Source organism: Pseudoalteromonas sp. Z1A2 (assembly GCF_011378755.1).
In the GTDB taxonomy this organism is placed as follows: Bacteria; Pseudomonadota; Gammaproteobacteria; order Enterobacterales; family Alteromonadaceae; genus Pseudoalteromonas; species Pseudoalteromonas distincta.
Window position 1 is genome coordinate 45,304 of the sequence record NZ_WTKX01000011.1, and the last position, 24,600, is coordinate 69,903.

Genomic DNA, 24,600 nt, shown 5'->3' on the forward strand with positions numbered 1-24,600 from the left:
TATTATGTTGAAAAAGTTTTTAGCTATTGTAGCAATTGGCACAATGACGCTAACTCAAAGCGTAAGTGCAGCAGATGTGAAATTAGTCGATCCTAATAAAATGGTACGCCAAGTTGCCGATAATACATTTGCGCGCATTAAAAAAGATCAGCCATTAATTGTTAAAGATCAAGAATACCTTCGCGTAATAGTCGAAGAAGAATTAATGCCTTATATCGACTATAAATATGCAGCACTTCGTGTACTTGGCAGTGAAGTATCTAAAGTTCGTGCAATTACCGACGAGGCTGAAAAGGCCAAAGCAATTAAAGAAATTCAACGCTTTATTGGTGTATTTAGAGAGTACTTAGTTGCTACTTATGCAGGTGTATTTACTCAATACACAAACCAGAAAGTTGAGTTTGGTGCAGAGCAAGCGTTCAAAGGTAAAGACGTCGTTGTTATTAAGACTAAAATTATTGAAGACGGTAAACCTGATATCAGAATCGATTTTAAAGTACGCGAAGACCGTGACGGTGAATGGCGCGCGTACGATATGATTGCCGAAGGTATTAGCTTACTAGACGCAAAACAAAGTGAGCTGCAAGGTATTTTGCGCCAGCAAGGTATTGATAATGTAAGTAACCTTTTAGAGCAAAAGAGTCAGCTACCAGTTCAGTTTAGAGGCAGTAACTCGAATGACTAAATTGGCAATAAGCCAAGTTGATGGACAACATTTTGGAGTAAGCGGTGAGCTTACTCGAAATTCAATTGGCGATGAACAGCTTCTGAACAATAAGTTATTAACTAAGCATAAAATCATCTATTTCGACCTAAGTGGAGTATCAAGGGTTGACACAGCAGGCTTAGCTTGGTTAATTCACTCTTTTGCAGAATTAAAGCAGCAAGGCATTCGCCTTGAATTGCAAAACCTACCTGAGCAATTGCAAAATTTAATGCAATTGGGTCAGGTTACAACCCTATTTGAGTGAGAGTTATGGAAACTAGCCAAGTCGAAACATTATTACGCGAAGAACTTCAATTAGCTGAAGTACATGTAAAAGCCAATGGTAGTCATTATGAAGTTGTTGCGGTAGGCGAATGCTTTGACGGTTTAAGCCGAGTTAAAAAGCAGCAGCTAGTTTATGGTCCATTAATGAATACAATTTCAGATGGGACAATTCACGCAGTATCTATTCGTGCATTTACTCCTGTAGAGTGGAAGCGTGAACAAAAATTTATTTTACCGCAATAACTAGGGCCTCCTAATGGATCAATTTGTAATTCAAGGTGGCACTTCACTTGCTGGTGAAGTGACTATTTCGGGCGCTAAAAATGCTGCACTTCCTATTTTATTTGCTTCGCTATTAGCTGATGGTAAAAGTATCTTTACTAATGTGCCGCGTCTTCGCGACATAGTGACCACTGAAGCCTTATTAAAAACTTTAGGTGCTGATGTTAATTGGCAGGGCGATACGCTAGTGATTGACGGTGCAACGGTTGATAAAACATTAGCGCCTTACGACTTAGTAAAGCAAATGCGCGCATCTGTGCTTGCATTAGGCCCTCTAGTGGCTCGTTTTGGTGAGGCTCAAGTGTCTTTACCAGGTGGGTGCGCCATTGGCGCTCGCCCGGTTGATATTCATATTCAAGGTTTGGAGCGCATGGGCGCACAAATAAACGTTGAAAATGGTTATATTAATGCCAAGGTGAATGGTCGCTTAAAAGGCGCTGAAATTTTTATGGAAATGGTAAGTGTAGGCGCTACCGAAAACCTATTAATGGCAGCGGCCCTGGCTGATGGTAAAACCATACTTGATAATGCGGCACGCGAGCCTGAAATAATTGATTTAGCTAACTGCCTAATTGCTATGGGCGCTAAAATTACGGGTGCAGGTACCAGCCGCATTGAAGTTGAGGGCGTTGAGCGTTTAGCTGGCTGTGAGCACAGTATTTTACCTGACCGAATTGAAACAGGGACGTTTTTAGTCGCAGCAGCAATGGCTGGCGGTGAAGTACTTTGTAAAAATACAGATTTTCATTCTCTTGAGCCTGTGATTGAAAAGCTACGTGCTACGAATGCGCACCTAGAAGTACATAACGATAGTATTTATCTTGATATGCGCGGCCGAGAACTTAAAGCCGTGAATATTAAAACAGCTCCACACCCAGGTTTTCCTACGGATATGCAAGCTCAGTTTACAGCATTAAATGTAGTAGCAAATGGTAGTGCAACGATCACAGAAACGATTTTTGAAAACCGTTTTATGCATGTACCAGAGTTGCAGCGTATGGGCGCTAATATTCGTTTAGAAGGGCATACCGCAATTTGTGGTGAGACTGAAAGCTTAACGGGTGCGCAAGTAATGGCAACCGATTTACGCGCTTCAGCTAGTTTAATTTTAACGGGTATAGTGGCACAAGGTGAAACGGTTGTTGATCGTATTTATCACGTTGATAGAGGTTATCAGCGCATTGAAGATAAACTAAGTGCATTAGGCGCAAACATTAAACGTAGAAGTAGCTAAGTAGATAACTAGTTAAGCTATTTTAAAAAAGGTCGGATACGCAAATTGCTATCCGACCTTTTTATTGACGATTGGTATTACTCTTTTTTAAAGCTTTGTTTCAAGTTCAGCTACCACCACCATTATTTTTTCTATTTTCCCATCTCTGTAAAGCTCAAATTCTATTTCTTTACCTGGCTCCGTATTACCTATTTTTTCAAGCACTTTTTGTGGATTTGCTACCGAAAGCCCTGCAATTTTAATGACGATATCTTGCTCTTCAATACCCGCTTGCCATGCTGGCCCCAAAGGGTCTAAATTAGTAATGCGCATGCCAGTAACCGGCGTTAGGCTGTCGTTTACTTCTTTACCTGTACTATCTACTGCTGTGCCTTCAAAGCCTAAATAGCCGCGTACAACCCGACCGTGACGAATGAGTTTACCCATCACTTTTTTAGCAAGTGAGTAAGGAACCGCAAAAAATATTCCTTGAATATTCAAGTTCTCACGCGTTTTAAATTGTGCAGAAGTAATGCCGACTAAATCACCATTGGAGTTAACTAATGCGCCGCCGGAGTTGCCCACGTTAATAGCTGCATCCATTTGCAATAAGTTATTGTAAGGGCTATCTGTAATTTTTTGCTTACCCGTTGCACTAATAATGCCTTGAGTGATTGTTTGCCCTAAGTTAAGCGGGTTGCCTATAGCAAGTACAACATCGCCTACATTTGATACATAGCTATCGTTTACGGGAATCACCGGGAGGTGATCTGCATTGATTTTAAGTAAGGCTAAATCAGTAATGGTATCAAAACCAATTAGTTGCACATCAAAAAAGCGTCGGCCATCGGTTAAGATAACCATAATTTGGTCTGCATTATTCACAACATGGTAGTTAGTAAGAATATAACCGTCTTGCGACATAATGACGCCAGAGCCTAGCTCTTGTACCGTGTTTTTTCTTTTATAACGAGGTTCTTTGGAAATGCTTTCTGAAAAAATAGTAACTACAGAAGGAGCTGCTCGTTTAACTGCATCAGAAAAACTCAAGTGACTCGCACTCATCGCGCTTGGAAGGGGAACATTAGGAAGTAAGGCGGCTCGCATATTAGGGCTGAAAAAAACCACTAAAAAAGCAATACTTAGACCTGCAAATAAAGGGGGAAGAATAAATTTTATTAATTTCAGCACAGTTTTCTTATTATGTAAGTGAGCAATCTCTTTATGATGACATAAAAAAAATAACAGCGGCAAGTGCCACTGTTATTTTTATTACATTAATAGTGCTATTTATTACTGAATTAAAATAAATATAGACTCACGGCCACGTTGTACGCCAAGTACGATATTACCTTTGGTGTTTTCGATAATCTTATTCATATCACGAATAGTTTCTACTCGTTGGCGATTCACTTGCATAATAATATCACCTTCTTCAAGGCCAACACGGGCAGAAGGTGAGCGAGGGTCTACAGACGTAACCTCAACACCTTTATTGCTATTTTTTTGCACGTTTTCGAGCTCAGCGCCTTGGAATGCAGGATGGAGTTCTTCACCGGTCGCTGTAACACCTGATGCACCATCAAGAGTTACTTTCACTGTTTTAATTTTACCATCGCGGTAAATGCCAAGTTTTATTTCGCGGCCTTCACCTAGCGTAGCAATTTTGCTGCGCAGTTCGTGGAAACCACTAATATCACCGCCATTAATGCTAACAATTACGTCACCTGCTTTTATACCTGCTTTACTTGCGGCAGTGTCGTCCATTACTTGCATTACATAAGCACCTTGTTTAACGTCAAGTTGCTGCGCCTTAGCAAGGCCTGCATCAAGTGGGCGGCCAGAGATACCCAGCGACCCTCGGCGTACTTCACCGTGTTCAACAATTTGATCAACTAAGTTTTTCATCATGTTTGATGGAATGGCAAAACCAATACCCACGTTACCGCCAGAAGCACCTAAAATAGCAGTGTTAATACCAATCAATTCACCGTTTAAGTTAACTAGTGCACCACCAGAGTTGCCTTGGTTGATAGCAGCATCGGTTTGAATGAAATCTTCGTAGCCCTCAATATTTAAACCACTACGGCCAAGAGCGCTAACAATACCAGATGTAACTGTGTGGCTAAGTCCAAATGGGTTACCAATAGCGACGGCAAAGTCGCCCACTCGTAAACTATCTGAATTTGCGAGTTTTATTTCAGTTAAGTCATCAGCGTCTATTTGTAAAAGAGCGATGTCTGATTCTGTATCAGTACCAATTTTAGTTGCTTCAAATTCACGGCCATCTTCGAGGGTTACTACCATTTTTTCGGCATCTTGGATTACGTGATTATTAGTGACTACATAACCCTCATCAGCATCAATAATTACCCCAGAGCCTAACCCACTAAATTGACGCTTTTGACTGCGAGGCTGTTGCTGTCCAAAAAAGTATTCAAGCGGATCTGCACGGCGGCGTACTTCTTTTGAGCCTGAAACTTGGATACTTACAACACCTGGAGATATTTTCTCTAGCATGGGGGCAAGAGTTGGTAGTTGTTGACCATTTACTGCAATTGGCATTTTTGCATAAGATGCTACAGGGCTCATTAATAAGCTTGTAGATAGAATAGCTGCGCTGATAAGTGATAATTTCATTTTCATAGTCAGGGGTAACTCCACTTAAGATAAAGCAAAACAAAAAGGGCTACTTTACAGCAGCCCTTTTCGGTTTATTAAGATAAAACAACAAAGCTGTTATATCTAAAGACTATGGGGTCAAAAAAAAGTTCATCAAGATGCTTTAGAATGTTCTGAAACTTTATTTTGACCAGCAAATAAACCGGATTCACCTGATACATAATCAGCTGGTTGCGCTTCTGCAGAAGAGCGGTCTGAACGACGCTCTTTTAAAGATGCTTGTAATTGTTCGGTTGTTTCTTTAGAGAAATAAGGTTCAGCTGGTGCTTTATTTCTATCTTCTAGAAGAAGCTGGTTTGTTTCTTCAACGTGACTAAGCAGTTGATCATAGTTTTCTTTCATTTTATTTACGAGCTTACCAGTATTCGCTAAATGATCAGCGACATCTTGGCGATACTGCTCAAGCGCACTTTGTGCTTGTTCCGCTTGCTCTTTTAGTTCATCTTGTTTGAACTGTTTTTTAGTTACAAATGCACCAATAAAAAATGCTACAACAGCAACAATAACAATCAAACCTACCCACATAACTGTGCCCATAAAAACTACCCCTTTGGGAAAATAACTAACGAATGCCGATTCAATTATAAATCATACTAAGTGTAATATACCCCGAGTTATGATGCGTGTTAATATGCTTTGCAAATTAAACTGTGTTTTAACTGTAAATAGATATGACTCCTTGGCAAACATACCAACAAGACTTAAAGCGAGATGACTTTGTACACGACGCAGCACAAGAAAATGCTGTGCGCCATTTACAACGTCTATACGATGACCTAACTCAGACAAAGCCAAAACAAAAAGGCTTTTTTGCTAAGCTATTTAGTAAAGAAGAACCTGCGCCTGTAAAAGGTTTGTACTTTTGGGGGGGAGTAGGGCGTGGTAAAACTTATTTAGTTGACACTTTTTACGAATCATTACCGGGCACACGTAAAATGCGTGTGCACTTTCATCGATTTATGCACCGAGTGCATAACGAGCTTAAAAAGCTAAATAATACGGCTAATCCATTAGAAAAAATTGCTGACACTTTTAAAGCAGAAACAGACATTATTTGCTTTGATGAGTTTTTTGTACAAGACATTACTGATGCCATGCTATTAGGTGGCTTAATGGAAGCGCTATTTGCACGGGGCATAGTACTTGTAGCAACCTCTAATATAGTGCCTGATGAACTTTACAGAAATGGCTTACAGCGAGCGCGTTTTATGCCAGCAATTGAGCTTGTTAAAAAAAATACCGAGATAGTTAATGTAGATTCAGGTATTGATTACCGATTACGTACTTTAGAGCAAGCTGAAATTTTTCATAGTCCGTTAGATGAAGATGCGGATAAGAACCTATTTGAGTACTTCGATAAGTTATCGCCAGAGCCAGGGCAATTAGATGAGCCGATAGAGATAGAAGGGCGAAAAATCAAAACGCGTAAAGTAGCTAAATGCGTTGTGATGTTTGAGTTTAGTGAATTGTGCGAAACAGCACGTAGCCAGGTCGATTACATGGAGATTAGCCGCTTATACAATACGGTGATTATTTCTAACGTAAAACAGCTAGGGCAAACTAATGATGATGCTGCTAGACGCTTTATTGCTTTAGTGGATGAATTTTATGAGCGCCATGTAACTTTAATTATATCGGCTGAAAAACCTATTACCGAACTTTATACCCAAGGTAATTTAAACTTTGAATTTAAGCGTTGTATTAGTCGTTTACAAGAAATGCAATCCTTAGAATATTTAGCTAGAGAGCATTTAGTTTAAATAAGTAAGTAAATGTGTAATAGGGCAACTATAAAAAAGAGGTACATATATAGTACTTCTTATTTCTGAAATTTCTTGTGGAAAAAACAACCGGCGAGTAGCAATGTGTTTTAAGTGCTGGTATACTCCCGCGTCTGCCACGTTGCGTTCTATGTCCTCATATAGTCTAGCCACTTGTGAGCGGCGCAAAAGTCTAAAACTCGAAGGGGTTATAGCAAACTTAGAGCAGTAGTTAATATTAACTACTTGTGGTTTTAATTGAAAAACATTGGATTTTTATAAATGAAAACGTTTGTTGCTAAACCAGAAACAGTAAAACGTGACTGGTACGTAGTTGACGCTGAAGGTAAAACTTTAGGTCGCATCGCTACTGAAATCGCTCACCGCCTACGCGGTAAGCATAAAGCTGAATACACTCCTCACGTAGATACTGGTGATTACATCATCGTTATCAACGCTGAAAAAGTTACTGTAACTGGTAACAAATTCAAAGATAAAGTGTACTACGCTCACTCTGGTTTTCCAGGTGGCCTTAAGTCTACTACTTTTGATAAACTTCAAGCTGCAAAGCCTGAAATGATCATCGAGAAAGCTGTAAAAGGCATGTTGCCACGTGGTCCTTTAGGCCGCGCTATGTACCGTAAACTTAAAGTTTACGCAGGTACTGAGCATAACCATGCTGCACAACAGCCTCAGGTTCTAGACATTTAAGGAGCACCATCATGGCAAATCAATACTACGGTACAGGTCGTCGTAAAAGTTCAAGTGCTCGCGTATTCTTACGCCCAGGCACTGGTAACATCGTAATCAACAAACGCTCTCTAGAAGAGTATTTTGGTCGCGAAACAGCACGCATGGTTGTTCATCAAGCTCTTGAGCTAGTTGATATGACTGAAAAATTTGACCTTTACATCACCGTTTCTGGTGGTGGTACAACTGGTCAAGCTGGTGCTATCCGTCACGGTATCACTCGTGCACTTATGGAGTTTGACGAGTCACTACGTCCACAACTTCGTAAAGCAGGTTTTGTTACACGTGATGCACGTAAAGTTGAACGTAAGAAAGTGGGTCTTAAGAAAGCGCGTAAGCGTCCACAGTTCTCAAAACGTTAATCTATACGTTATCAAGAATTCAAAAACCCAGCTTATGCTGGGTTTTTTGTTTTCAAATCAAAAAGTTTACATTTGCTGCTTAATTTAAATTTGTTTATAGCGGTCGCCATACTTGGTATTGCTGTAATTAATGATGATCAAATTTATTAATAACTGCGTATTAATCGAACGAAAGTTAAAAAACACTCAGATAGCTGCAAAAAAGTTAAATAATTATCGTAATTAGTTTAAATCCATCAGTTAATTGGTGGAATTTTTTGCTACAATTGGCGTGGAAGTAAAATGAGTGAGTTTAACGACACTATGTACAGTTTTTACTGTTTCCTCTTAGTGGTGTTGATCTCGGTCAGTATATTGTTTTTACAGAAGCGTTATTATAGTCGTTCGGCTTTATTCTCGAGCTAGCTTAATCAAATTTTTGATCAAGTCAGGTTTATTCGAGCATGGGGCTTTGAATAACCTTGTTTTAATCAAGGGTTTTAATTATGATCGCTTCTATTTTAAAAATTTCGAATAATTAACCTGCTGTAACTGATGTTCTCAATATAGCAAGTGTTGAGAATCATAGTGGAGATAAGTGGATGAGCAATGCGCCTGTAGACAATGGCCGACGTCGCTTTTTAACCATAGCTACCTCTGTTGTAGGTGGTGTTGGTGCGGCTGGGGCTGCTGTTCCTTTTATTGCGTCTTGGAATCCAAGTGAGCGAGCTAAATCTGCGGGTGCGCCTGTAGAAGTAGATATCAGCAAACTTGAGCCTGGACAATTAATACGTGTCGAGTGGCGTGGTAAACCTGTATGGGTTGTATCACGTACCCCAAAAATGCTTGAGCAGATGAAAGAACATGAAGGTCAACTTCGTGATCCGCAATCGCAAGAGCCACAACAATTAGAATCATCAACAAATGATTACCGTTCATTACGTCCAGAAATATTTTTGGCTGTAGGTATTTGTACGCATTTAGGATGTTCACCAGGCTTTTTACAAGGTAATTTTGGTGAGAAAGTAGAAGGGACTGATGACGGTTTCTACTGCCCGTGCCACGGTTCTAAATTTGATATGGCTGGTCGAGTATTTCAATCGGTACCTGCACCATTAAACTTAGAAATACCACCTTATACTTTTCTAGATGACACCACTATTTTAGTGGGCGAAGAAAGAGGGGTAGCCTAATGTTTGGTAAGATTATTGGTTGGATAGACGACCGAATCCCAATGACACGTGTTTGGAACATGCACATTGCACAGTATCCAGCACCTAAAAACTTTAACTTCTGGTACTTTTTTGGCTCACTAGCCATGTTAGTACTAGTAAACCAAATCCTAACAGGTATTTGGTTGACGATGAACTTTGTTCCGTCTGCTGAAGGTGCTTTTGCCTCGGTAGAGTACATCATGCGTGATGTAGAATATGGCTGGTTACTACGTTACTTGCACTCAACAGGTGCATCAGCGTTTTTCATCGTTGTATATATGCATATGTTCCGTGGCATGATCTACGGTTCTTACCAAAAACCGCGTGAATTACTGTGGTTATTTGGTATGTTCATTTTCTTAGCGCTAATGGCTGAAGCATTCATGGGATACTTATTACCATGGGGCCAAATGTCGTTCTGGGGCGCACAAGTAATCATTTCATTATTCGGTGCTATTCCGGTTATTGGTGATGACTTAACACTTTGGATCCGTGGTGACTACGTAATATCAGGTGCAACGCTTAATCGCTTCTTTGCATTACATGTAATTGCACTACCACTGGTTATTGTAATCTTAGTTTTCTTACACATTGTTGCTCTACACGAAGTGGGTTCAAATAACCCTGAAGGTATTGAGATTAAACGTAAGAAAGGCTCAGTAGCTGAAGAAGATAAGCCTAAATTTAAATTCCATGAGTATTACACTAACAAAAAAGACATTGTTGATGCGATACCGTTCCACCCTTACTACACAGTTAAAGATATTGTGGGTGTGGTTGGTTTCTTAATACTGTTTTGTTGGGTTGTGTTCTTTATGCCGGCGATGAATGGCTTCTTTTTAGAAGGTCCAAACTTCGAGGCAGCTAACCCACTTAAGACACCTGAGCATATTTTCCCGGTTTGGTACTTTACGCCATTCTATGCAATCTTACGTGCAATCCCTGATAAGCTAATCGGTGTTGCGGCGATGGGTGCATCGATTGTAGTACTTGCATTACTACCTTGGATTGACCGTGGTAGAGTTAAATCGGTTCGTTACCGTTGTGGTTTCCATAAATGGAACATTGCAGGCTTTGTTGTAACTTTCGTTCTTCTTGGTTGGGTGGGTGCAACTCCACAAACTGATATGAAAACGATTATTTCTCAAATCTGTACTGTGACTTACTTTATGTTCTTCGTACTGTTGTTTGTATACAGTAAGAACGAAAAAACTAAGCCATTGCCAGAGAGGTTAACGAAATGATGAAGAAGCTTATTATTGGTTTATTTGCTTTATCAGTAAACTTGTTGCCTAACATGGTTATGGCAGCAGGTCCGTCGGTTCCTTTAATGGAAGCGAATAACGACCTTACTGATCAACCATCTTTACAACGCGGTGCAAAGTTGTTCATGAACTACTGTCTTGGTTGTCACCAAATGCAGTATCAACGTTATGAGCGTACTTTTCGTGATATCGGTATCCCAACAGAAGTTGGTTTAGAGCAGTTAATTTTTGACGGCTCTAAAGTCGGTAGCCATATCACAAACGCAATTACAAAAGACGATGCAGCAAAATGGTTTGGTGCGGCTCCGCCGGATTTAACTCTTATTGCACGTGTAAAATCACCAGATTATATTTACACGTACCTAAAATCGTTTTATAAAGATGAATCTCGCCCGTTTGGAGTTAACAATATTGTTTTTCCATCGGTAGGTATGCCTCATGTTCTTCAAGAACTACAAGGTTTACCAACGCCTATCACTAAAGAAGTAGAAGAACATGGCCACACTGTGACCAAAGTTATTGCTACTGAAACTGATGGTACGGGTGAATTAAGCGTAGATGAATACGACCAAGCGGCTCGTGATTTAACAAACTTCCTTGAGTACGTGGGTGAACCTTCACGTCTTGAATCGGAAGCGCTAGGTATTAAGGTAATAGGATTCTTAATAATTCTATTTATCTTGGCATTTATGCTTAAGAAAGAATACTGGAGAGATGTTCATTAAGTTGAACATTTTTAAAGGTAATTTTGCAATAGGGGCTTAAGCCCCTTTTGCTGTTTTAGTTATTTAATGGAGGTATAGGCATGGCCGTAGCTGCCAATAAGCGCCCTGTAATGACCCTTTTTTCTGGTGCTAACTGTATGTATAGCCACCAAGTACGTATTGTACTTGCGGAAAAAGGTGTAAGTGTAGATATTCATTTGGCTGAAAAAGATAACTTGCCAGAAGCACTTCACGAAATTAACCCTTACGGCACAGTGCCAACACTGATTGACCGTGAGCTTGGTTTATACCAGGCAAACATCATCATGGAATACCTTGATGAGCGTTTTCCTCATCCTCCACTAATGCCTGTTTACCCGGTAATGCGTGGTCGTAGCCGCTTAATGATGCATCGTATTGATACTGATTGGTACAGCCTAGCTGACAAAATCAGTAACAACACGTCAGATGCTGCTCAAGCTCGTAAAGAGCTAACAGAAGCATTACTTGCTGTAGCACCTATTTTTAGCGAAGCACCTTACTTTATGAGTGAAGAGTTTAGCTTAGTAGATTGTTATTTAGCTCCACTATTATGGCGTTTACCAGAGTTTGGTATTGAGCTTAATGGTGCAGGTTCTAAAGAGCTTAAAGAGTATATGATCCGTTTATTTGAACGTGAGTCATTCCAAGCCTCTTTAACTGAAGCTGAGCGTGAGATCCGTTTATAATGACGCCTAATCGTCCTTATTTATTACGTGCTTTTTTTGATTGGATAGTCGATAACGAGTGTACACCGCATTTAGTGGTAGACGCTGGGTTTGCAAATGTACAAGTGCCAACACAGTTTGTTCAAGACGGACAAATTGTTTTAAACATAAGTCCATCAGCGGTCACACAGTTTTCGTTAGACTTAACCCAACTTAGCTTCAATGCGCGCTTTGGTGGTCAGCCAATGCAAGTGTATGTGCCTCTAGGTGCTGTGCTTGCAATATACGCGCGTGAAAATGGCGAAGGAACAGTCTTTACTGCAGATGAGTTTTTAGAGGACGAAGACGATTTTGTGCCTGAGCTTGAAAGTGTTGATTCATCAGCTGAATTTATTGATGAAACACCACCAGAAAAGCCACAGAAGAAAAAAGGCTCTCATTTACGCGTTATTAAATAATAAGTAAATGCAAAAAAAAAAACCGCTTAATAAGCGGTTTTTTTATGTCTGTATTTTGTGTTTACAAGTATTCAAATACTTTAATTACACGCTCTACGCCAGATACATTTCGGGCAATGTTTACAGCTTGAGTAGACTCAGAGTCAGATACTAAACCCATTAAAAATACTTCAGCGTTTTCAGTAACTACTTTAATGTTATTACTGCTAATGTCTTTTGCTGTTAGTAGCTGAGCTTTTACTTTAGAAGTTAACCAAGAGTCATGCGTTTGTGTAGTAATGCCAATATTTGAGCCAATACGAATTTGGTTATGTATCTTACGAATACCTGAAACGTCCTCAATGGTACGCTGTGCTTCCTTTCTCATTTCTTCATTAGATACTTGGCCTACAAGTAAAACAATACCGTTAACGCTTACAGCGCTTATATTGGCAAACTTTTCAAGGCGTTCTACTTCGCTAAGTGCAATACTCGCTTTTATTTCAATATTGTTATCGTCAATTTGAGAGCCAATGGTACGGCGATCGTTCGCTGCAGTTACTGCACTGGCTGTACCTGCAACAACAGCAGCTGCGCAGCCTTGTAGTAATACAACAGTACCTAAAACAATAAGAGAGCGTTTAAACATAATTTTCATCCTGAGGGAAAAGCGTTAAATCAACAAGTTCGCTTAAACAATGTAAGTTAACTAAATGGGATTCGATAATGCGGCTAGGGCGTTTAGATGGGGATCTAATTTCAACATCGTTAGGGCCAAGTAGGCCAACCAACTCGCCACCATCATCACCAACCATAACTATGACCTTCATATCTTTAGTTAGTGCAGCTTCAACGGCAGAAATAACATGTTTTTCGTTACCGTTAATAGCCAGTACAAGCAATAAATCACCTTGCTGGGCAAAAGCGCGGACTTGACGAGCAAATGTATCGTGATCGTCTACCTGAGTACTTTGTCCAAGGTTAACGTTTTCTTGCGATAGAGCAATTGCCGGCAAACAAGGACGCTCGGTTTCATAGTGATTAACCAATACACCCGCCATGTGCTGGGCGAGCATGTGGCAATTAGCAGTACCGCAGCAAATGAGTTTATTTCCGTTGATCAGACTTTGTGCAATAGTAAATGCAGCTGACTCAAGCGCACTAGGTAGCACTTCACCAGCAGCGATTTGAACTTGAATGCTTTCTGTAAAAATTTCTTTAATTGTGTCTTGCATAGCCTACCAATAATTTATCTTTGTATTTGCGTTTAAAATACATTTTTAAGCCAATTAATATTAGGAGATGCTTCTCCTGTAATGGCTACATAATCAATTCTTAGTGCTTGGTTAGTTAAATTTTTAGCTGCTAAGTAATGATAAATACTACGTTTTAATCGAGCTTGTTTTTGTGGGCTAAGTGCATAGTTGGCACCGCCACGGGCATTATTTTTGCGAAACTTGACCTCAATGAATACAAGGGTGTCGCCTTCCTTCATAATGACATCAAGCTCGCCAAAGGGGCAGTAATAATTACGTTCAATGGGTGTTAAGCCCTGAGTAACTAAGTATTTTTGCGCTTCAAGCTCATAATACTGGCCTTTTTCGCGACTATTGTGCCACAGCTCTTTAAACCACGACATGCCGCCCCCTTAACTTAATAAAGTTTAATTTATAGTTTGTATATCACCCGCTGATTGCATAAACAATGGTACCGGGCGTTGTGTTTTTAATTGCACAGGCTTAATGCGACGGTTTGTATATTGAGCCCAGTCGAGCATACGTTCTATATGGCCGCTGGTATTAACAGATAGCTTACCGCTTAAACCACTATATTGGTTGCCTGGCATTACGCTTAACTGTCTAATGTCATGTAATATTGATACTGCATCGTACGCCATTGCAAATAAGCGTTGGCTAATATCAATTTGCTCAGGCCATAGAGAGTTGTACTGCTGGCGTAAATTATGTTGTTTAATTTGTGAATCAAGCATCCACGGTAATTCAGTGAAGTATAGGCCGTCTAAGTCGCCTTTGTCTGTACTGTCAATTTGTTTACTATGACTTTTAGAGCTTGCATAAAGTGGGATACGATCAGCAAATGTACTGACGTTTACATCAAGGTAAGGTTTAATTAAGCGAGTTTCTATTGCATCACCCAAAATATAAATAACGTCTATATCACTGCGTGAACGCGTTTCGTTTTCTACTTCTTGCTTAAATAATGCTTTAACTGTTTGTATGCGATCTTTTGACTTATCAACTTCTAATAAGCTGGTAATTGTGTTCGGCATATCTTTTTTATCGTTATAAAAACCGATTTGTGGCTTGGTTTCGCTGTAGCGTTGCCACTGTAGGTTAAAATAATCAACTAAACGTTGGCCATTTGCATTATTTGGCGCAAGCAGCATAGGCTTTTGATAGCCCTTAGTTAAAAAGTGTTCCAGAGCTTGCTGTACTTCGTGCTCAGGGTTCAATGCAAAGTAATAATGCTGAAGCGAAATGCGCTCACCATCAAAATTGTTTAAATGCAGTACCGGAGTATCAATAAGAGTTTGTGCATTGGCTAGTTTATCAATATTTGCTTTAAGTAGAGGACCAATTACAAAATCAGGCTTTATTTCTTCAAGTTGCGCTGCGATTTCCTCAGTGCTTAGGTTTTCATCAATAAAAATAGTGTCGTTGATAGTTCGCGTATCAAGTGCAGCTAACACACCGGCTTTAAGCGCATCACCTAAGCGTTCGTTAGGGCCTGATTGTGGAAACAACACAACTAAACGCTCTATATTAATAGGGGCGAGCTCAGTAAGCATTTCGTCCTGTACAGGTAATACAGAAAAAGCCGGATGCCCAATATAGCGTCTGCGCCAATTATTAATTGCTTGGTCTAGCTCCACGCCGCTACTTGCATATACTTGATAGTATAGACCAAGGTTTACCCAGCCTTGCTGGATAACCGAACCACGGTTAAAACGTTCAAGCGCATATGAAGAGAGCTGTTTTAAGTTATCCCACAAATTTTGATTGAGCTGAGGGATTTCTATATTGTTTTTTGTTGCTGTTTCAGAGGCTCTAAAGAAGTAGGGGGCAGCTTTTTTAGGAAAATTTTGCGATGCATAAATACTGGCTGTTAAAAACTGATGCCATGCAAAATGCTCAGGTTGAGTAAGTTGTCCGTCTAGTGATTGTAAAATCACCAAAGCTTGATCATTCTTATTCTGTTGTTTTTGTGCAAATGCAATATAAAGACGGTTTTGGATTTGATCAACACTTGCGGTTAATTCAAGCTCATTACCAATTTTCTCTAACAAAGGCCAATTTTGCTCACTAATCGCAGCATCACGGGCACTATACAATAACTGTATTTTATCGGCACCTTGGCGGTTTTGCGCCAATTGGTAGATAGATTGCGCACTGGTTGCCTGATTTTGCAGAGCATTAGTGCGGTTACTTACGTTATCGCTGTTTTTAGTTGGTTTTTCGGTTGTGCTACACGCCGATAACCCTGACAATATAATTAATAGACTAACTAGTTTAAGTCGCACAATGATTTCCCAATACGTTAACGCGATTTGCTTATATTACTGACTGACGCAGGAGACCTCAATGTTAAATGAGGAGAATTCACAGAAAATTGGCACTCTTTACATTGTTGCCACCCCAATTGGCAATTATGACGACTTAAGTCACCGTGCCATTGCGACATTATCGCAAGTTGACTTAATAGCTGCTGAAGACACTCGCCATACCGGCAAGCTACTTAGCCACTTTGGAATTAAGGCAAAAACGTTTGCATTACACGACCACAACGAAAAGCAAAAAGCACAGCAAATTATTGATCAACTTAATCAAGGTTTGAATATTGCTTTAGTATCTGACGCTGGTACACCGCTAATTAGTGATCCAGGCTACGCTGTGGTAAATCTATGTCGCGAACAAGGCGCTCATGTTACACCTGTTCCAGGTGCATGTGCTGCAATTACAGCCGTATGTTGTTCAGGCTTACCAACTGACCGCTTTCAGTTTATTGGTTTCACGCCAGCTAAAAGCAAAGCTCGCCAAGACTTTTTTACCGAAGCTGTTAACTCAGGCATTACCAGCATAATGTACGAAAGTACGCACCGTATTATGGCAAGCCTTGATGATTTAGCACTAGCCCTTGGTGATGAGCAGCAAGTCGTGTTTGCTAAAGAGCTAACCAAAACCTTTGAAACATTTTTTAATGGTAGTGTAAGTGAGCTTAAACAATTTTTAACTGATGATCCTACCAAGCAGCGCGGCGAAATAGTGCTTATGCTTGCGGGTAAACCAAAGCAAATAGACGATGTTCCGCCAGAAGCGCGCAAAATGCTGGCACTTCTTGAGAGTGAAATGCCAATGAAAAAAGCCTGTGGCGTTGTAGCCGAATACTTTGGTATGAAGAAAAACGCTTTATATAAAACAATTATTGAAGAAAAAGAGTAAATTTTACTGCGCTTAGTATTAGCCTCATGTATACTGCGCGCCGAGTCAGCCAAGATGATCGCTGCCTGTGACGAAAATGATCAGGGGGAGGAAAGTCCGGGCTCCATAGGGCAGAGTGCCAGCTAACGGCTGGGGGGCGTGAGCCTACGACAAGTGCAGCAGAGAGGAGACCGCCAATCTCGATTGGTAAGGGTGAAAGGGTGCGGTAAGAGCGCACCGGGCCGCTAGTAATAGTCGGTTGCAAGGTAAACTCCACTCGGAGCAAGACCAAATAGGGTTCTATCATTTTAAATAATGAACGCGTGGCCCACGTGAGAACCGGGTAGGTTGCTTGAGCCATAGAGCGATTTATGGCCTAGACGAATGATTATCACTTTCTTCGGAAAGGACAAAACCCGGCTTACCGGCTGACTCACTCATTCAATAAAAAGCCCGCAGTTAACGCTGCGGGCTTTTCTGTGTCTAAATTTTAGTTAATACAATTTAAGCATCTTTAAATAATATTTTTACCTTGTTCTGGGTCTCTTGATTGCTCTGCTTGTTCACGTATTTCGTCGGTATCACTGCTTACATCATCAAGTGTTTTAGTTTGATCAACAGTTTCACTTTTTTCGCTTTGCACTTGCGATGGTTGTTCTTCCCCTAAACTAGAAACATTTTCACTAGGGTCGGTGAGTATAATTCTTTCTCGTGCGTCATCAGGCATGCTGATGTTTTGTTTTGTAAACTCATTAACTAATTCGCGCATAAGCTGGGAAGCTACTTTTAATGGGCTGTGTTGCTCGCTATTAACCCAAAAATACAAAACGAAGTTAATAGTAGATGAGCCTAAGTTTTTTATTAAAACTTGCGCAGGTGGGTCGCTAAGTACCGCATTTTGTTGATTGGCAATAGCTAGGGCGAGGGTTTGTGCGCTGCGTATATCGTTATCATAGCCAATACCAATTTCTACTTTTCCGCGCATTTTTGGATTGGCAGTCAGGTTTTTAATAGTATTTTTATATACCGTCGCATTAGGTATTTGAATATGATTGCCATCGTAATCAACAAGTGTGGTTGCTCTTGCGGTTACTTTTTTAACAATACCTAAACGATTGTCTACTTCAATTACATCGTCGATTTTAAAAGGCCTTTGTATGCTCAGTAATAAACTAGCGATAAAGTTCTCAGCTATGTCTCTAAAGGCAAAACCTAATATAAGTCCTATTAGTCCCGTGCCACTCATAATGGCGACAGCAAACTCGGTAAGCCCTGCTAAGCGCAGGAATAAGTACACGCCAAATAAAATAATTAAAGTGCTTATACTGCGCCTTACAACTAGATGAACTAGTTTACTGTCAGTCATGTAGTCAATAGGCTTTATAAGCAATCGAGAAAGTGGCCCTGAAATTAAATAGCTTAATGCTAAAAGTATTATACCGAGTAATAGTGTGGGTAATATTTGCGCTGTTGCATGAAGTAATTGCACAGCTTGTTCATGAAAAAACTGCCACGTAAACACATCGCCTTGAAAACTTTGCGTGCTGGGAGGCGTATTGTTTAAAGCTATAATGTTTGATTGGCTACTAGGCATGGCTTATCGTCCGTGTTTGGTTTTTATAATCGTTAATATTAGGTAACAGCAAGTTTAGTACCAAATACTTTATTTAACTTGGCAAACATTTTGCTGTAGTAATGTAATACAAATATTGAGGTTTAGAATGAAAGAAGCTAAACGAGGACAGCAAGCTGAGCAGCCTGGTCATATCCCTTTTATAGGTTGGTGGGATATTGTTAAGCGCATTTTTAAGCAAATGAGTGAAGATAACTTATCTATAGTGGCAGCGGGTGTGGCATTTTATGCGTTACTTGCTATTTTTCCGGCCATTGCGGCGATGGTATCTGTGTATGCATACTTTTCATCCCCTGCAGATATTAGTGATCATTTAAGTAAAATAGTTACTTTGCTCCCACCAAGTACCAGTGAACTAATCTTATCTCAGGTTTCTAGCCTTGCAAAAACATCAAGTGCCAGCTTGAGCTTAAGTGCAATTGGTACGCTTATACTTACCATTTGGAGTAGTTCTAAGGGCAGCCAAGCACTTATTACTGCGTGTAATATTAGTTATCGTGAATATGATAAACGTTCATTTTTTAAAGCTCAATTAGTACGCTTTTTATTTTCGGTAGGGGCGATTGTTGTCGCAATTTTTGCGTTATTAATTATTGGTATTTTACCTATTGTGCTTAATTTAGTGGGGCTAAAAGAAAGTATAGATTTATTAATTAAACTCATCTCTTGGCCATTATTAGCTTTTACCTTTAATTTTGCATTGGTACTTTTATATCGTTATGCCCCACACCGTAAACCGGCCAAATGGCGTTGGATCACGATGGGTTCGTCTATTGCTACTGTACTTTGGATTTTGGCATCTATAGGTTTTTCTTTTTATGTGTCGCGTTTTTCTAGTTACAACGAAACTTACGGCTCACTAGGTGGTGTAGTGATCATGTTGATGTGGTTGTATATCAGCGCTTATATAATCACATTAGGTGCTGTTATTAATGCAGCTACTGAGCAGCAAACAGGTAAAGACAGTACTATAGGCCCAGCTAAAGAGCGTGGGCAGCGAGGCGCCTATGTGGCAGATCACCTCGATGTAAAAAACGAATAGCTATTAGCTAAAGTTAGTGAGAGCTATAAGCTGCTCTTTAAACTCTTGTGCTGCAGGACCAAGCCTGTCGTTGTCGTTGCACATTAAATATAAATTAAGGGTACGGGTTGTACCTTGGTCTAAATTAAGTGGGATGAGCGTTTTATCTTCAATTAAATGTGCTATTTGTGTTTTTGGCAGCCAAGCGTAACCCAAATTTTGACTAACCATATCAATAGAGTTGCGTAAATGGCTGACTGTCCAGCGCATATCAGCACCTAACCAGCCATCATTGTGACTGGTGTGGATTGCTGAGTCGCGAACTACTATTTGCCGGTGTAGCTTTAAATCGCGAAAGTTGAGTTGTTCAGTTTGTTGGTGTAATACATGGTCTTTATGCGCAACGGCTATAAACTCTATATCGCATAACGTACTGCAACTAATTCCATAGATAGGAATTGATGAAATGGCTAAATCAACCACTGAGTTATGTAGTAATTCGTTTGCACCGGTTAGCACGCTTTCTACTAAATCAATCTTTAAAAGCGGGTAAAGTTCACTCGTTTTAGCAAGTGCCTGGTATAAAATGGTGTGTGGAAAAACTTCATCAACAGCTATTTTTAATGTGCTTTCTACGCCTTCGCTTAGTGTGCTCGCTACCGATTCTATTTTAGTTGCTTCTTCAATTAAAAATTCAGCTCTGCGTAAAATTAGTTTACCGCTATCGGTTAAAAATGCTTTACGACCTTTTACTTCAAGCAACTTAATTTGCAAGGCGGCTTCAAGTTTTTGAACAGCATGGTGTACGGTTGACTGACTTTTATGTACAGCCGCACTTGCGCCTGCAAATCCGCCGTGATCCACAACCGCTTTAAACATTCGCCATTGCTCTAATGTTGCTTTTGCCATTTTTAAATCCTGTTACTACTTATATCTGATTGCTTAACTTGACCGCGCAGACGCATTATTTATTGCGTAACAGTAATTTTTTGTTTATTTATTTTAATAAAGCGACTTTTTTATCAGATAGAAGTGCCATAAAGCTGCTTTTATTTAAAGGTCTTGAAAATAAATAACCTTGTCCGTAATCACATCCGGCTTCAAGTAATAGCTGCATTTGTAATTTAGTTTCAATTCCTTCGGCGATTACTTTTAAGCCCAGTTGATGCGCCATAACAATTATTGCTTCACACAGTGCAAGTTCTTGACTGCCTACTTGGATATTATCAACAAAACGTTTATCTATTTTTAAATAATCGGTATCCATTTCTTGTAAGTAAGCGAGTGACGAATATCCTGTACCAAAATCATCAAGGGCAAGCTGCATACCTGATTTTACTATTTCTTTTAAGCGACGTTGCGTTAATGCTTCGGGGTTAATCATTAGGCCTTCAGTTATTTCTGCCACAATTGAGGATGCAGGTAATTTTGCAGCTTTTAGCATATCGTACCATTCATCTATACCACTCTCTGGCGTGGATAACTGCACTGGCGACACGTTTACACTTATTTGAAAAGTATCATCGGTTAGGGTTTTTATATCGTTAAGCGTTTGCAAGGTTTGAGCAAATACAAATTGGCCAATTGCATTTATTTGCCTGGTCTCTTCAGCAAGTGAAATAAATGCGAAAGGGCTAATTAGGCCTTTTTCGGGATGTTGCCAACGAATAAGTGCTTCAGCTTTATGAATATGTAAATCATTCAAAGCAACAATGGGCTGATAAAACAATTCAAATTGTTCAAGTTCAATGGCACTTCGTAAGTCTTTTAATAGCACCATGCGCGCGTGTGCATATTCGCGCATGTCAGCAGAGAAAAACTCAAAACAGTTACGACCATTACTTTTTGCTTTATACATAGCCTGATCGGCTGCTTTTAAAAGCTGTTCAGTATTTTCACCATCATTAGGGGCGCATGCTATGCCCATGCTGGCGCTAATAAATAACTCTTCGTTTTCAAGATGCAAAGCCGACGATAGGCTAAGCAAAATATTACTGGCAATTTGATTAATATGACGCGTACTTTTTATACGATTAAACACAATAACAAACTCATCACCACCAATACGTGCCACAAACTCAGCATTTTTTGCCGACTGAACTATGCGTTGCGATACGAGTTTTAATAAGTTATCGCCATAATGATGGCCTAATGTGTCATTAATATCTTTAAAGTGATCTATATCTAAAAGCATGACAACCAATTGATTGTCGGGAGTAACAATGCTTGAAAATCGTTGATTTAATCGCTCCTTTAACTCTAAACGATTTGGTAAGTCAGTTAGGTGATCATAGTGAGCTTGTCGCCAAATTGTTTCATCGGCTTGTTTTTTCTCAGTGAGGTCTGTAAATATCGCGATTCGACGAATAGGTGCGTTGTTTGTATCATAAACCGTATCGATTGTGAGCCACTCAGAGTAAAGCTGCCCGTTCTTTTTACGGTTAATAACCTCGCCTTGCCAGCGGCCTGTTTGCTGTAATTCAGACCACATTTTATTGTAAAAATTCTTATCATGTTTTCCTGATGAAAGAATTGAAGAGGAGCGCCCAATAACTTCTTCTTTACTATATAAAGTCGTTTTGCAAAACGCAGGGTTTACATCAAATATTATACCCGCTGGATCGGTGATTATCATGCCTTCACTACTGTTGTTATACACTAGCAAGGCAAGGTGGAGTGCTTCTTCATTTATTTTTCGTTGTGTTATATCCCTTAGCACAACAACGTATTCATTTTTACTTTGCATTGCACTAATACGTGCTTCAAAGCTACGTTTAGGATCTGATTTTTCGAGTGTAAATTCTAAATTACTCGAAACATCAAGCTTAGATAACTGCGATAACAAAAGCTGCACATTGTTGTGAGAAAGTATTGATGATAAATGAGGTGCTGCAGTGCTGTTTGGGTTTACTTGAGGCTTAAATTGCCCCGTTATGTTGAGAATATCGCCATGGATGTTAATTCTAACGTAACTGTCGGGTAGAGTATTAAGCAAGCTGGTAAGCTCATCGTGCTTGTTTTTTAAATTAGCCTCGGCTGTTAACCTGGTTTGCGCCATTGATTTAAAGCGCTGATAGAGAGTATTTAGCTCTGGGTTATTTGGCTGTATTTTTTGTGACGGCATTTCGCCCTTAGCCAACACGTTTGTTGCATTTGTTAGATTATTAATTGGGTCGATAATGCTGGTTTTAAGCAGCTTACGTGCAATTAAACATAGCACTAGCAGTGATAAAATAAACACACCAATCGCTATAAAAAAATTATTATTTATTTGCTTTAAAGCATGTGTAATAGGAAGTGCAATATGTATATTTAAGCTGTTATTACTCGGATCTTTATAAATAATAGAGTGATGAAGCATTCGATCTTCACCCTTAATAGATTTTATTTTTGTTGATGCCTCATTATCAATCGAAGAATCAGTTGCTAATAAAGTCTTTGCAATATTATCGCCAAGGGCTGCAGTTGTTGGTGGGTAACGCGCTAAAATTTTTCCATTAGAATCAGCGATTGCAGCAATAGAGCCAGGTGGCAGTTCAATATTATTAAAAGCATTATTCCACCAGTCAAGCGCAACAACGATAACTACAACGCCCTGAATTACATTTTTTTTATTAATGATAGGTAACGCAAAGCTAAGGGTGTTTTTTTGCAAGTTTCTATCGTGCTGAAAATAACCTACTGACAATTGGTTACTTTTTAAGGCATTTTGAAAATACGCACGATCTGCAATACTTATTGTTTTGGTTAATCCGCTTGTTGTACACATAACAATGCCATTTGGATCTATAATCCCGATATTGGCAATATGGGCATAAATAGCTCTAAATTGATTAAAATAATTAGGGCATGACGTAGCTAGATTTTCTTTCTTACTTTCCTCTTTAGCCAAATAACGCGCTAAACGGTCAATATCATCGACTAAGTGCTTTTGCTGTAAAATTAATTGCTTAGCAATGTTTTCTACTTTTTTTTCACTTTGCTCAATAGAGTGGTGGCGTTCAAGCAGCAGAGTAAAAATAATTACAGCGGTGCCCGGAATACTTAGCAATATAAGCAAACGATAAAGCTGATGTTTGAGAGAATAAGTAAAAATAACCATTCCTTAGTTTCGTATTTTGCAATAACAATTGTAGCCAAATTCACTCCAAATAACCATAGTAATTATAAGGTTGAAAATGTAACCAATGAATCAATGTCGTTCTATTTTATAGAACCTTAAGCTCGATTTAAAGACATAGTTATTTTGTTTAATGAATGATTTAATAGCCTCATAAACTTATTCTTTAGAGTGAATTAAAAAATGAAAATATCAAAAATACTTACAGCTTATGCAACTCAAGATGGCGATGGCGTGAGCATTAGCCGTATACCTGGGTTTGATGGTAAATATTTAGATCCGTTTTTGATGATTGATGAACTTAAGTCAGACGACAAAAAAGATTATATGGGAGGCTTTCCAGAGCATCCGCACCGAGGAATTGAAACGTTTACTTATATTCTAAAAGGTGGCTTTGAACATCGTGACCAAATGGGTAACAAAGAAGCAATTAAAGCAGGCGATGTGCAATGGATGAGCACAGGGCGCGGCGTCATGCACAGTGAAATGCCACTCGCTGATGCTATAGATGGTCTGCATGGCTTTCAAATTTGGATAAACATGCCAAGCGCAGAAAAAATGCGTGATTCACGTTATCAAGATACGACTAAAAACCCAGCTCCTAGTTTTACAAATACGCAAGGCGTGACGTTAAAAGCACTTGCGGGATCGTGGCAGTTCGAAAGTGAAACGCTTGCAAGCGAGCTGCAAAGTTTAGCTGCTAATGCGGCGCTCGCTGATATTACATTACCTGCTGGTAAAAGCACTTATTTAGAGCCTCTTAGCCAACAAAAAGTAATGCTTTATATTCATAGCGGCTCACTAATAATGAGCGACAATCAAGCAATACCAGCGGGTAAGTTACTTATTTTAGAACCAGGCAGTGATATTAATATTAGCTCTGAGCACGGCGCTGGTGTTTTGGTTTTAGCAGGCGATCCACTTAATCAACCTATTGCTCATATGGGGCCGTTTGTAATGACGACGCAAGCAGAAGTACAGCAAGCAGTGCGTGATTATCAAAACGGTGAGTTTGGCAAAATATAACGGTATTTTTAGGAG

Annotated in this window: 25 protein-coding genes and 1 other RNA gene; 16 read left to right on the forward strand and 10 right to left on the reverse strand. The window is 39.6% G+C overall.

Annotation, left to right across the window (positions count from 1 at the left end; genetic code table 11):
• The first annotated feature begins 4 nt into the window (after positions 1–4).
• The 4 genes from GQR47_RS09605 to murA are packed head-to-tail and all read left to right on the forward strand — an operon-like array spanning position 5 to position 2,507.
• The gene (locus tag GQR47_RS09605) at positions 5–685 is read left to right on the forward strand and encodes an ABC transporter substrate-binding protein (protein ID WP_024595794.1); all 681 of its coding nucleotides are present in this window, start codon (positions 5–7) and stop codon (positions 683–685) included.
• Positions 678–971 (forward strand): STAS domain-containing protein, encoded by a 294-nt coding sequence (locus GQR47_RS09610; RefSeq protein WP_002957952.1) that lies wholly within the window; start codon positions 678–680, stop codon positions 969–971. The genes GQR47_RS09605 and GQR47_RS09610 overlap by 8 nt, the downstream gene beginning before the upstream one ends.
• Before the next feature lie 5 nt (positions 972–976).
• Positions 977–1,234 carry a BolA family protein gene (locus GQR47_RS09615; RefSeq protein WP_002957953.1) on the forward strand — a complete coding sequence of 86 codons (258 nt, stop codon included), beginning with the start codon at positions 977–979 and terminating at the stop codon, positions 1,232–1,234.
• A gap of 13 nt (positions 1,235–1,247) precedes the next feature.
• Positions 1,248–2,507, forward strand: coding sequence for a UDP-N-acetylglucosamine 1-carboxyvinyltransferase (gene murA, locus GQR47_RS09620; RefSeq protein ID WP_024595793.1), 1,260 nt, complete (start codon positions 1,248–1,250; stop codon positions 2,505–2,507).
• 87 nt (positions 2,508–2,594) lie between these two features.
• Here the strand turns inward: murA and GQR47_RS09625 are convergent, their stop codons facing one another.
• The 3 genes from GQR47_RS09625 to GQR47_RS09635 all read right to left on the reverse strand — a co-directional run bounded on the left by GQR47_RS09625 (position 2,595) and on the right by GQR47_RS09635 (position 5,705).
• A complete protein-coding gene (locus GQR47_RS09625) occupies positions 2,595–3,677 on the reverse strand; it encodes a trypsin-like peptidase domain-containing protein (protein WP_024595792.1) in 1,083 nt (360 codons plus the stop codon).
• 102 nt (positions 3,678–3,779) lie between these two features.
• Positions 3,780–5,132, reverse strand: coding sequence for a Do family serine endopeptidase (locus GQR47_RS09630; protein ID WP_024595791.1), 1,353 nt, complete (start codon positions 5,130–5,132; stop codon positions 3,780–3,782).
• A gap of 129 nt (positions 5,133–5,261) precedes the next feature.
• A complete protein-coding gene (locus GQR47_RS09635; RefSeq protein ID WP_024595790.1) occupies positions 5,262–5,705 on the reverse strand; it encodes a YhcB family protein in 444 nt (147 codons plus the stop codon).
• Positions 5,706–5,839: 134 nt separating this feature from the next.
• Between GQR47_RS09635 and zapE the strand changes: the two genes are divergently transcribed.
• The 8 genes from zapE to GQR47_RS09675 all read left to right on the forward strand — a co-directional run bounded on the left by zapE (position 5,840) and on the right by GQR47_RS09675 (position 12,367).
• Positions 5,840–6,928, forward strand: a complete 1,089-nt coding sequence (gene zapE, locus GQR47_RS09640) for a cell division protein ZapE (RefSeq protein WP_002957958.1) — start codon at positions 5,840–5,842, stop codon at positions 6,926–6,928.
• Positions 6,929–7,210: 282 nt separating this feature from the next.
• Positions 7,211–7,639 (forward strand): 50S ribosomal protein L13, encoded by a 429-nt coding sequence (gene rplM, locus GQR47_RS09645; protein ID WP_002957960.1) that lies wholly within the window; start codon positions 7,211–7,213, stop codon positions 7,637–7,639.
• An 8-nt stretch (positions 7,640–7,647) separates the two neighbouring features.
• Positions 7,648–8,040 (forward strand): 30S ribosomal protein S9, encoded by a 393-nt coding sequence (gene rpsI, locus GQR47_RS09650; protein WP_024595789.1) that lies wholly within the window; start codon positions 7,648–7,650, stop codon positions 8,038–8,040.
• Between the two features lie 581 nt (positions 8,041–8,621).
• Entirely contained in the window at positions 8,622–9,212 is a 591-nt protein-coding gene (petA, locus tag GQR47_RS09655) for a ubiquinol-cytochrome c reductase iron-sulfur subunit (protein ID WP_002957962.1), read from the forward strand.
• Entirely contained in the window at positions 9,212–10,477 is a 1,266-nt protein-coding gene (locus tag GQR47_RS09660) for a cytochrome b N-terminal domain-containing protein (RefSeq protein WP_002957963.1), read from the forward strand. The genes petA and GQR47_RS09660 overlap by 1 nt, the downstream gene beginning before the upstream one ends.
• Positions 10,474–11,223 carry a cytochrome c1 gene (locus GQR47_RS09665; RefSeq protein ID WP_002957964.1) on the forward strand — a complete coding sequence of 250 codons (750 nt, stop codon included), beginning with the start codon at positions 10,474–10,476 and terminating at the stop codon, positions 11,221–11,223. The genes GQR47_RS09660 and GQR47_RS09665 overlap by 4 nt, the downstream gene beginning before the upstream one ends.
• A gap of 80 nt (positions 11,224–11,303) precedes the next feature.
• Positions 11,304–11,930, forward strand: coding sequence for a stringent starvation protein SspA (sspA, locus tag GQR47_RS09670; RefSeq protein WP_002957965.1), 627 nt, complete (start codon positions 11,304–11,306; stop codon positions 11,928–11,930).
• Entirely contained in the window at positions 11,930–12,367 is a 438-nt protein-coding gene (locus tag GQR47_RS09675) for a ClpXP protease specificity-enhancing factor (RefSeq protein ID WP_002957966.1), read from the forward strand. The genes sspA and GQR47_RS09675 overlap by 1 nt, the downstream gene beginning before the upstream one ends.
• Before the next feature lie 61 nt (positions 12,368–12,428).
• Here GQR47_RS09675 and dolP read toward each other — a convergent pair whose 3' ends face one another.
• From dolP to GQR47_RS09695, 4 genes are read right to left on the reverse strand one after another with little or no spacing between them, the layout of a single operon-like run.
• Positions 12,429–12,995, reverse strand: coding sequence for a division/outer membrane stress-associated lipid-binding lipoprotein (dolP, locus tag GQR47_RS09680; protein ID WP_024595590.1), 567 nt, complete (start codon positions 12,993–12,995; stop codon positions 12,429–12,431).
• On the reverse strand, positions 12,988–13,581 hold the full coding sequence (locus GQR47_RS09685) for an SIS domain-containing protein (protein ID WP_002957968.1): 594 nt from the start codon (positions 13,579–13,581) through the stop codon (positions 12,988–12,990). Before GQR47_RS09685 ends, dolP begins: the two co-directional genes overlap by 8 nt.
• Positions 13,582–13,613: 32 nt before the next feature.
• Positions 13,614–13,985, reverse strand: a complete 372-nt coding sequence (locus GQR47_RS09690) for a YraN family protein (protein ID WP_002957970.1) — start codon at positions 13,983–13,985, stop codon at positions 13,614–13,616.
• A gap of 24 nt (positions 13,986–14,009) precedes the next feature.
• Positions 14,010–15,887, reverse strand: coding sequence for a penicillin-binding protein activator (locus GQR47_RS09695; protein WP_024595589.1), 1,878 nt, complete (start codon positions 15,885–15,887; stop codon positions 14,010–14,012).
• A 61-nt stretch (positions 15,888–15,948) separates the two neighbouring features.
• On the opposite strand from GQR47_RS09695, the gene rsmI reads away from it, so the two are divergent.
• Entirely contained in the window at positions 15,949–16,806 is an 858-nt protein-coding gene (rsmI, locus tag GQR47_RS09700) for a 16S rRNA (cytidine(1402)-2'-O)-methyltransferase (RefSeq protein WP_024595588.1), read from the forward strand.
• A 41-nt stretch (positions 16,807–16,847) separates the two neighbouring features.
• An RNA gene (gene rnpB, locus GQR47_RS09705) (RNase P RNA component class A) lies at positions 16,848–17,225 on the forward strand.
• 74 nt (positions 17,226–17,299) lie between these two features.
• On the opposite strand, the gene GQR47_RS09710 is transcribed toward rnpB, so the two are convergent.
• Positions 17,300–18,379, reverse strand: a complete 1,080-nt coding sequence (locus GQR47_RS09710) for a mechanosensitive ion channel family protein (RefSeq protein ID WP_024595415.1) — start codon at positions 18,377–18,379, stop codon at positions 17,300–17,302.
• Positions 18,380–18,506: 127 nt separating this feature from the next.
• Here GQR47_RS09710 and GQR47_RS09715 point away from each other — a divergent pair, with 127 nt between their 5' ends.
• Positions 18,507–19,460 (forward strand): YihY/virulence factor BrkB family protein, encoded by a 954-nt coding sequence (locus tag GQR47_RS09715; protein ID WP_024595416.1) that lies wholly within the window; start codon positions 18,507–18,509, stop codon positions 19,458–19,460.
• Between the two features lie 3 nt (positions 19,461–19,463).
• On the opposite strand, the gene GQR47_RS09720 is transcribed toward GQR47_RS09715, so the two are convergent.
• Both GQR47_RS09720 and GQR47_RS09725 read right to left on the reverse strand, forming a co-directional pair.
• Complete coding sequence (locus GQR47_RS09720) at positions 19,464–20,348, reverse strand: LysR family transcriptional regulator (RefSeq protein WP_165723745.1); 885 nt, start codon at positions 20,346–20,348, stop codon at positions 19,464–19,466.
• 88 nt (positions 20,349–20,436) lie between these two features.
• Positions 20,437–23,541, reverse strand: coding sequence for an EAL domain-containing protein (locus tag GQR47_RS09725; RefSeq protein ID WP_165723746.1), 3,105 nt, complete (start codon positions 23,539–23,541; stop codon positions 20,437–20,439).
• A 201-nt stretch (positions 23,542–23,742) separates the two neighbouring features.
• On the opposite strand from GQR47_RS09725, the gene GQR47_RS09730 reads away from it, so the two are divergent.
• Complete coding sequence (locus GQR47_RS09730; RefSeq protein ID WP_024606341.1) at positions 23,743–24,585, forward strand: pirin family protein; 843 nt, start codon at positions 23,743–23,745, stop codon at positions 24,583–24,585.
• Positions 24,586–24,600: the final 15 nt, after the last annotated feature.

Bases quoted from the DNA above. Each gene is read 5' to 3' on its own strand.
- rplM (WP_002957960.1), top strand. From the start codon at position 7,211: ATGAAAACGTTTGTTGCTAAACCAGAAACAGTAAAACGTGACTGGTAC.
- GQR47_RS09630 (WP_024595791.1), bottom strand. From the start codon at position 5,132: ATGAAAATGAAATTATCACTTATCAGCGCAGCTATTCTATCTACAAGC.
- sspA (WP_002957965.1), top strand. From the start codon at position 11,304: ATGGCCGTAGCTGCCAATAAGCGCCCTGTAATGACCCTTTTTTCTGGT.
- GQR47_RS09720 (WP_165723745.1), bottom strand. From the start codon at position 20,348: ATGGCAAAAGCAACATTAGAGCAATGGCGAATGTTTAAAGCGGTTGTG.
- GQR47_RS09665 (WP_002957964.1), top strand. From the start codon at position 10,474: ATGATGAAGAAGCTTATTATTGGTTTATTTGCTTTATCAGTAAACTTG.
- GQR47_RS09675 (WP_002957966.1), top strand. From the start codon at position 11,930: ATGACGCCTAATCGTCCTTATTTATTACGTGCTTTTTTTGATTGGATA.
- GQR47_RS09715 (WP_024595416.1), top strand. From the start codon at position 18,507: ATGAAAGAAGCTAAACGAGGACAGCAAGCTGAGCAGCCTGGTCATATC.
- GQR47_RS09605 (WP_024595794.1), top strand. From the start codon at position 5: ATGTTGAAAAAGTTTTTAGCTATTGTAGCAATTGGCACAATGACGCTA.
- GQR47_RS09690 (WP_002957970.1), bottom strand. From the start codon at position 13,985: ATGTCGTGGTTTAAAGAGCTGTGGCACAATAGTCGCGAAAAAGGCCAG.
- GQR47_RS09725 (WP_165723746.1), bottom strand. From the start codon at position 23,541: ATGGTTATTTTTACTTATTCTCTCAAACATCAGCTTTATCGTTTGCTT.
- GQR47_RS09615 (WP_002957953.1), top strand. From the start codon at position 977: ATGGAAACTAGCCAAGTCGAAACATTATTACGCGAAGAACTTCAATTA.
- zapE (WP_002957958.1), top strand. From the start codon at position 5,840: ATGACTCCTTGGCAAACATACCAACAAGACTTAAAGCGAGATGACTTT.
- GQR47_RS09635 (WP_024595790.1), bottom strand. From the start codon at position 5,705: ATGGGCACAGTTATGTGGGTAGGTTTGATTGTTATTGTTGCTGTTGTA.
- GQR47_RS09610 (WP_002957952.1), top strand. From the start codon at position 678: ATGACTAAATTGGCAATAAGCCAAGTTGATGGACAACATTTTGGAGTA.
- murA (WP_024595793.1), top strand. From the start codon at position 1,248: ATGGATCAATTTGTAATTCAAGGTGGCACTTCACTTGCTGGTGAAGTG.
- GQR47_RS09660 (WP_002957963.1), top strand. From the start codon at position 9,212: ATGTTTGGTAAGATTATTGGTTGGATAGACGACCGAATCCCAATGACA.
- GQR47_RS09730 (WP_024606341.1), top strand. From the start codon at position 23,743: ATGAAAATATCAAAAATACTTACAGCTTATGCAACTCAAGATGGCGAT.
- GQR47_RS09685 (WP_002957968.1), bottom strand. From the start codon at position 13,581: ATGCAAGACACAATTAAAGAAATTTTTACAGAAAGCATTCAAGTTCAA.
- rsmI (WP_024595588.1), top strand. From the start codon at position 15,949: ATGTTAAATGAGGAGAATTCACAGAAAATTGGCACTCTTTACATTGTT.
- petA (WP_002957962.1), top strand. From the start codon at position 8,622: ATGAGCAATGCGCCTGTAGACAATGGCCGACGTCGCTTTTTAACCATA.
- GQR47_RS09710 (WP_024595415.1), bottom strand. From the start codon at position 18,379: ATGCCTAGTAGCCAATCAAACATTATAGCTTTAAACAATACGCCTCCC.
- dolP (WP_024595590.1), bottom strand. From the start codon at position 12,995: ATGTTTAAACGCTCTCTTATTGTTTTAGGTACTGTTGTATTACTACAA.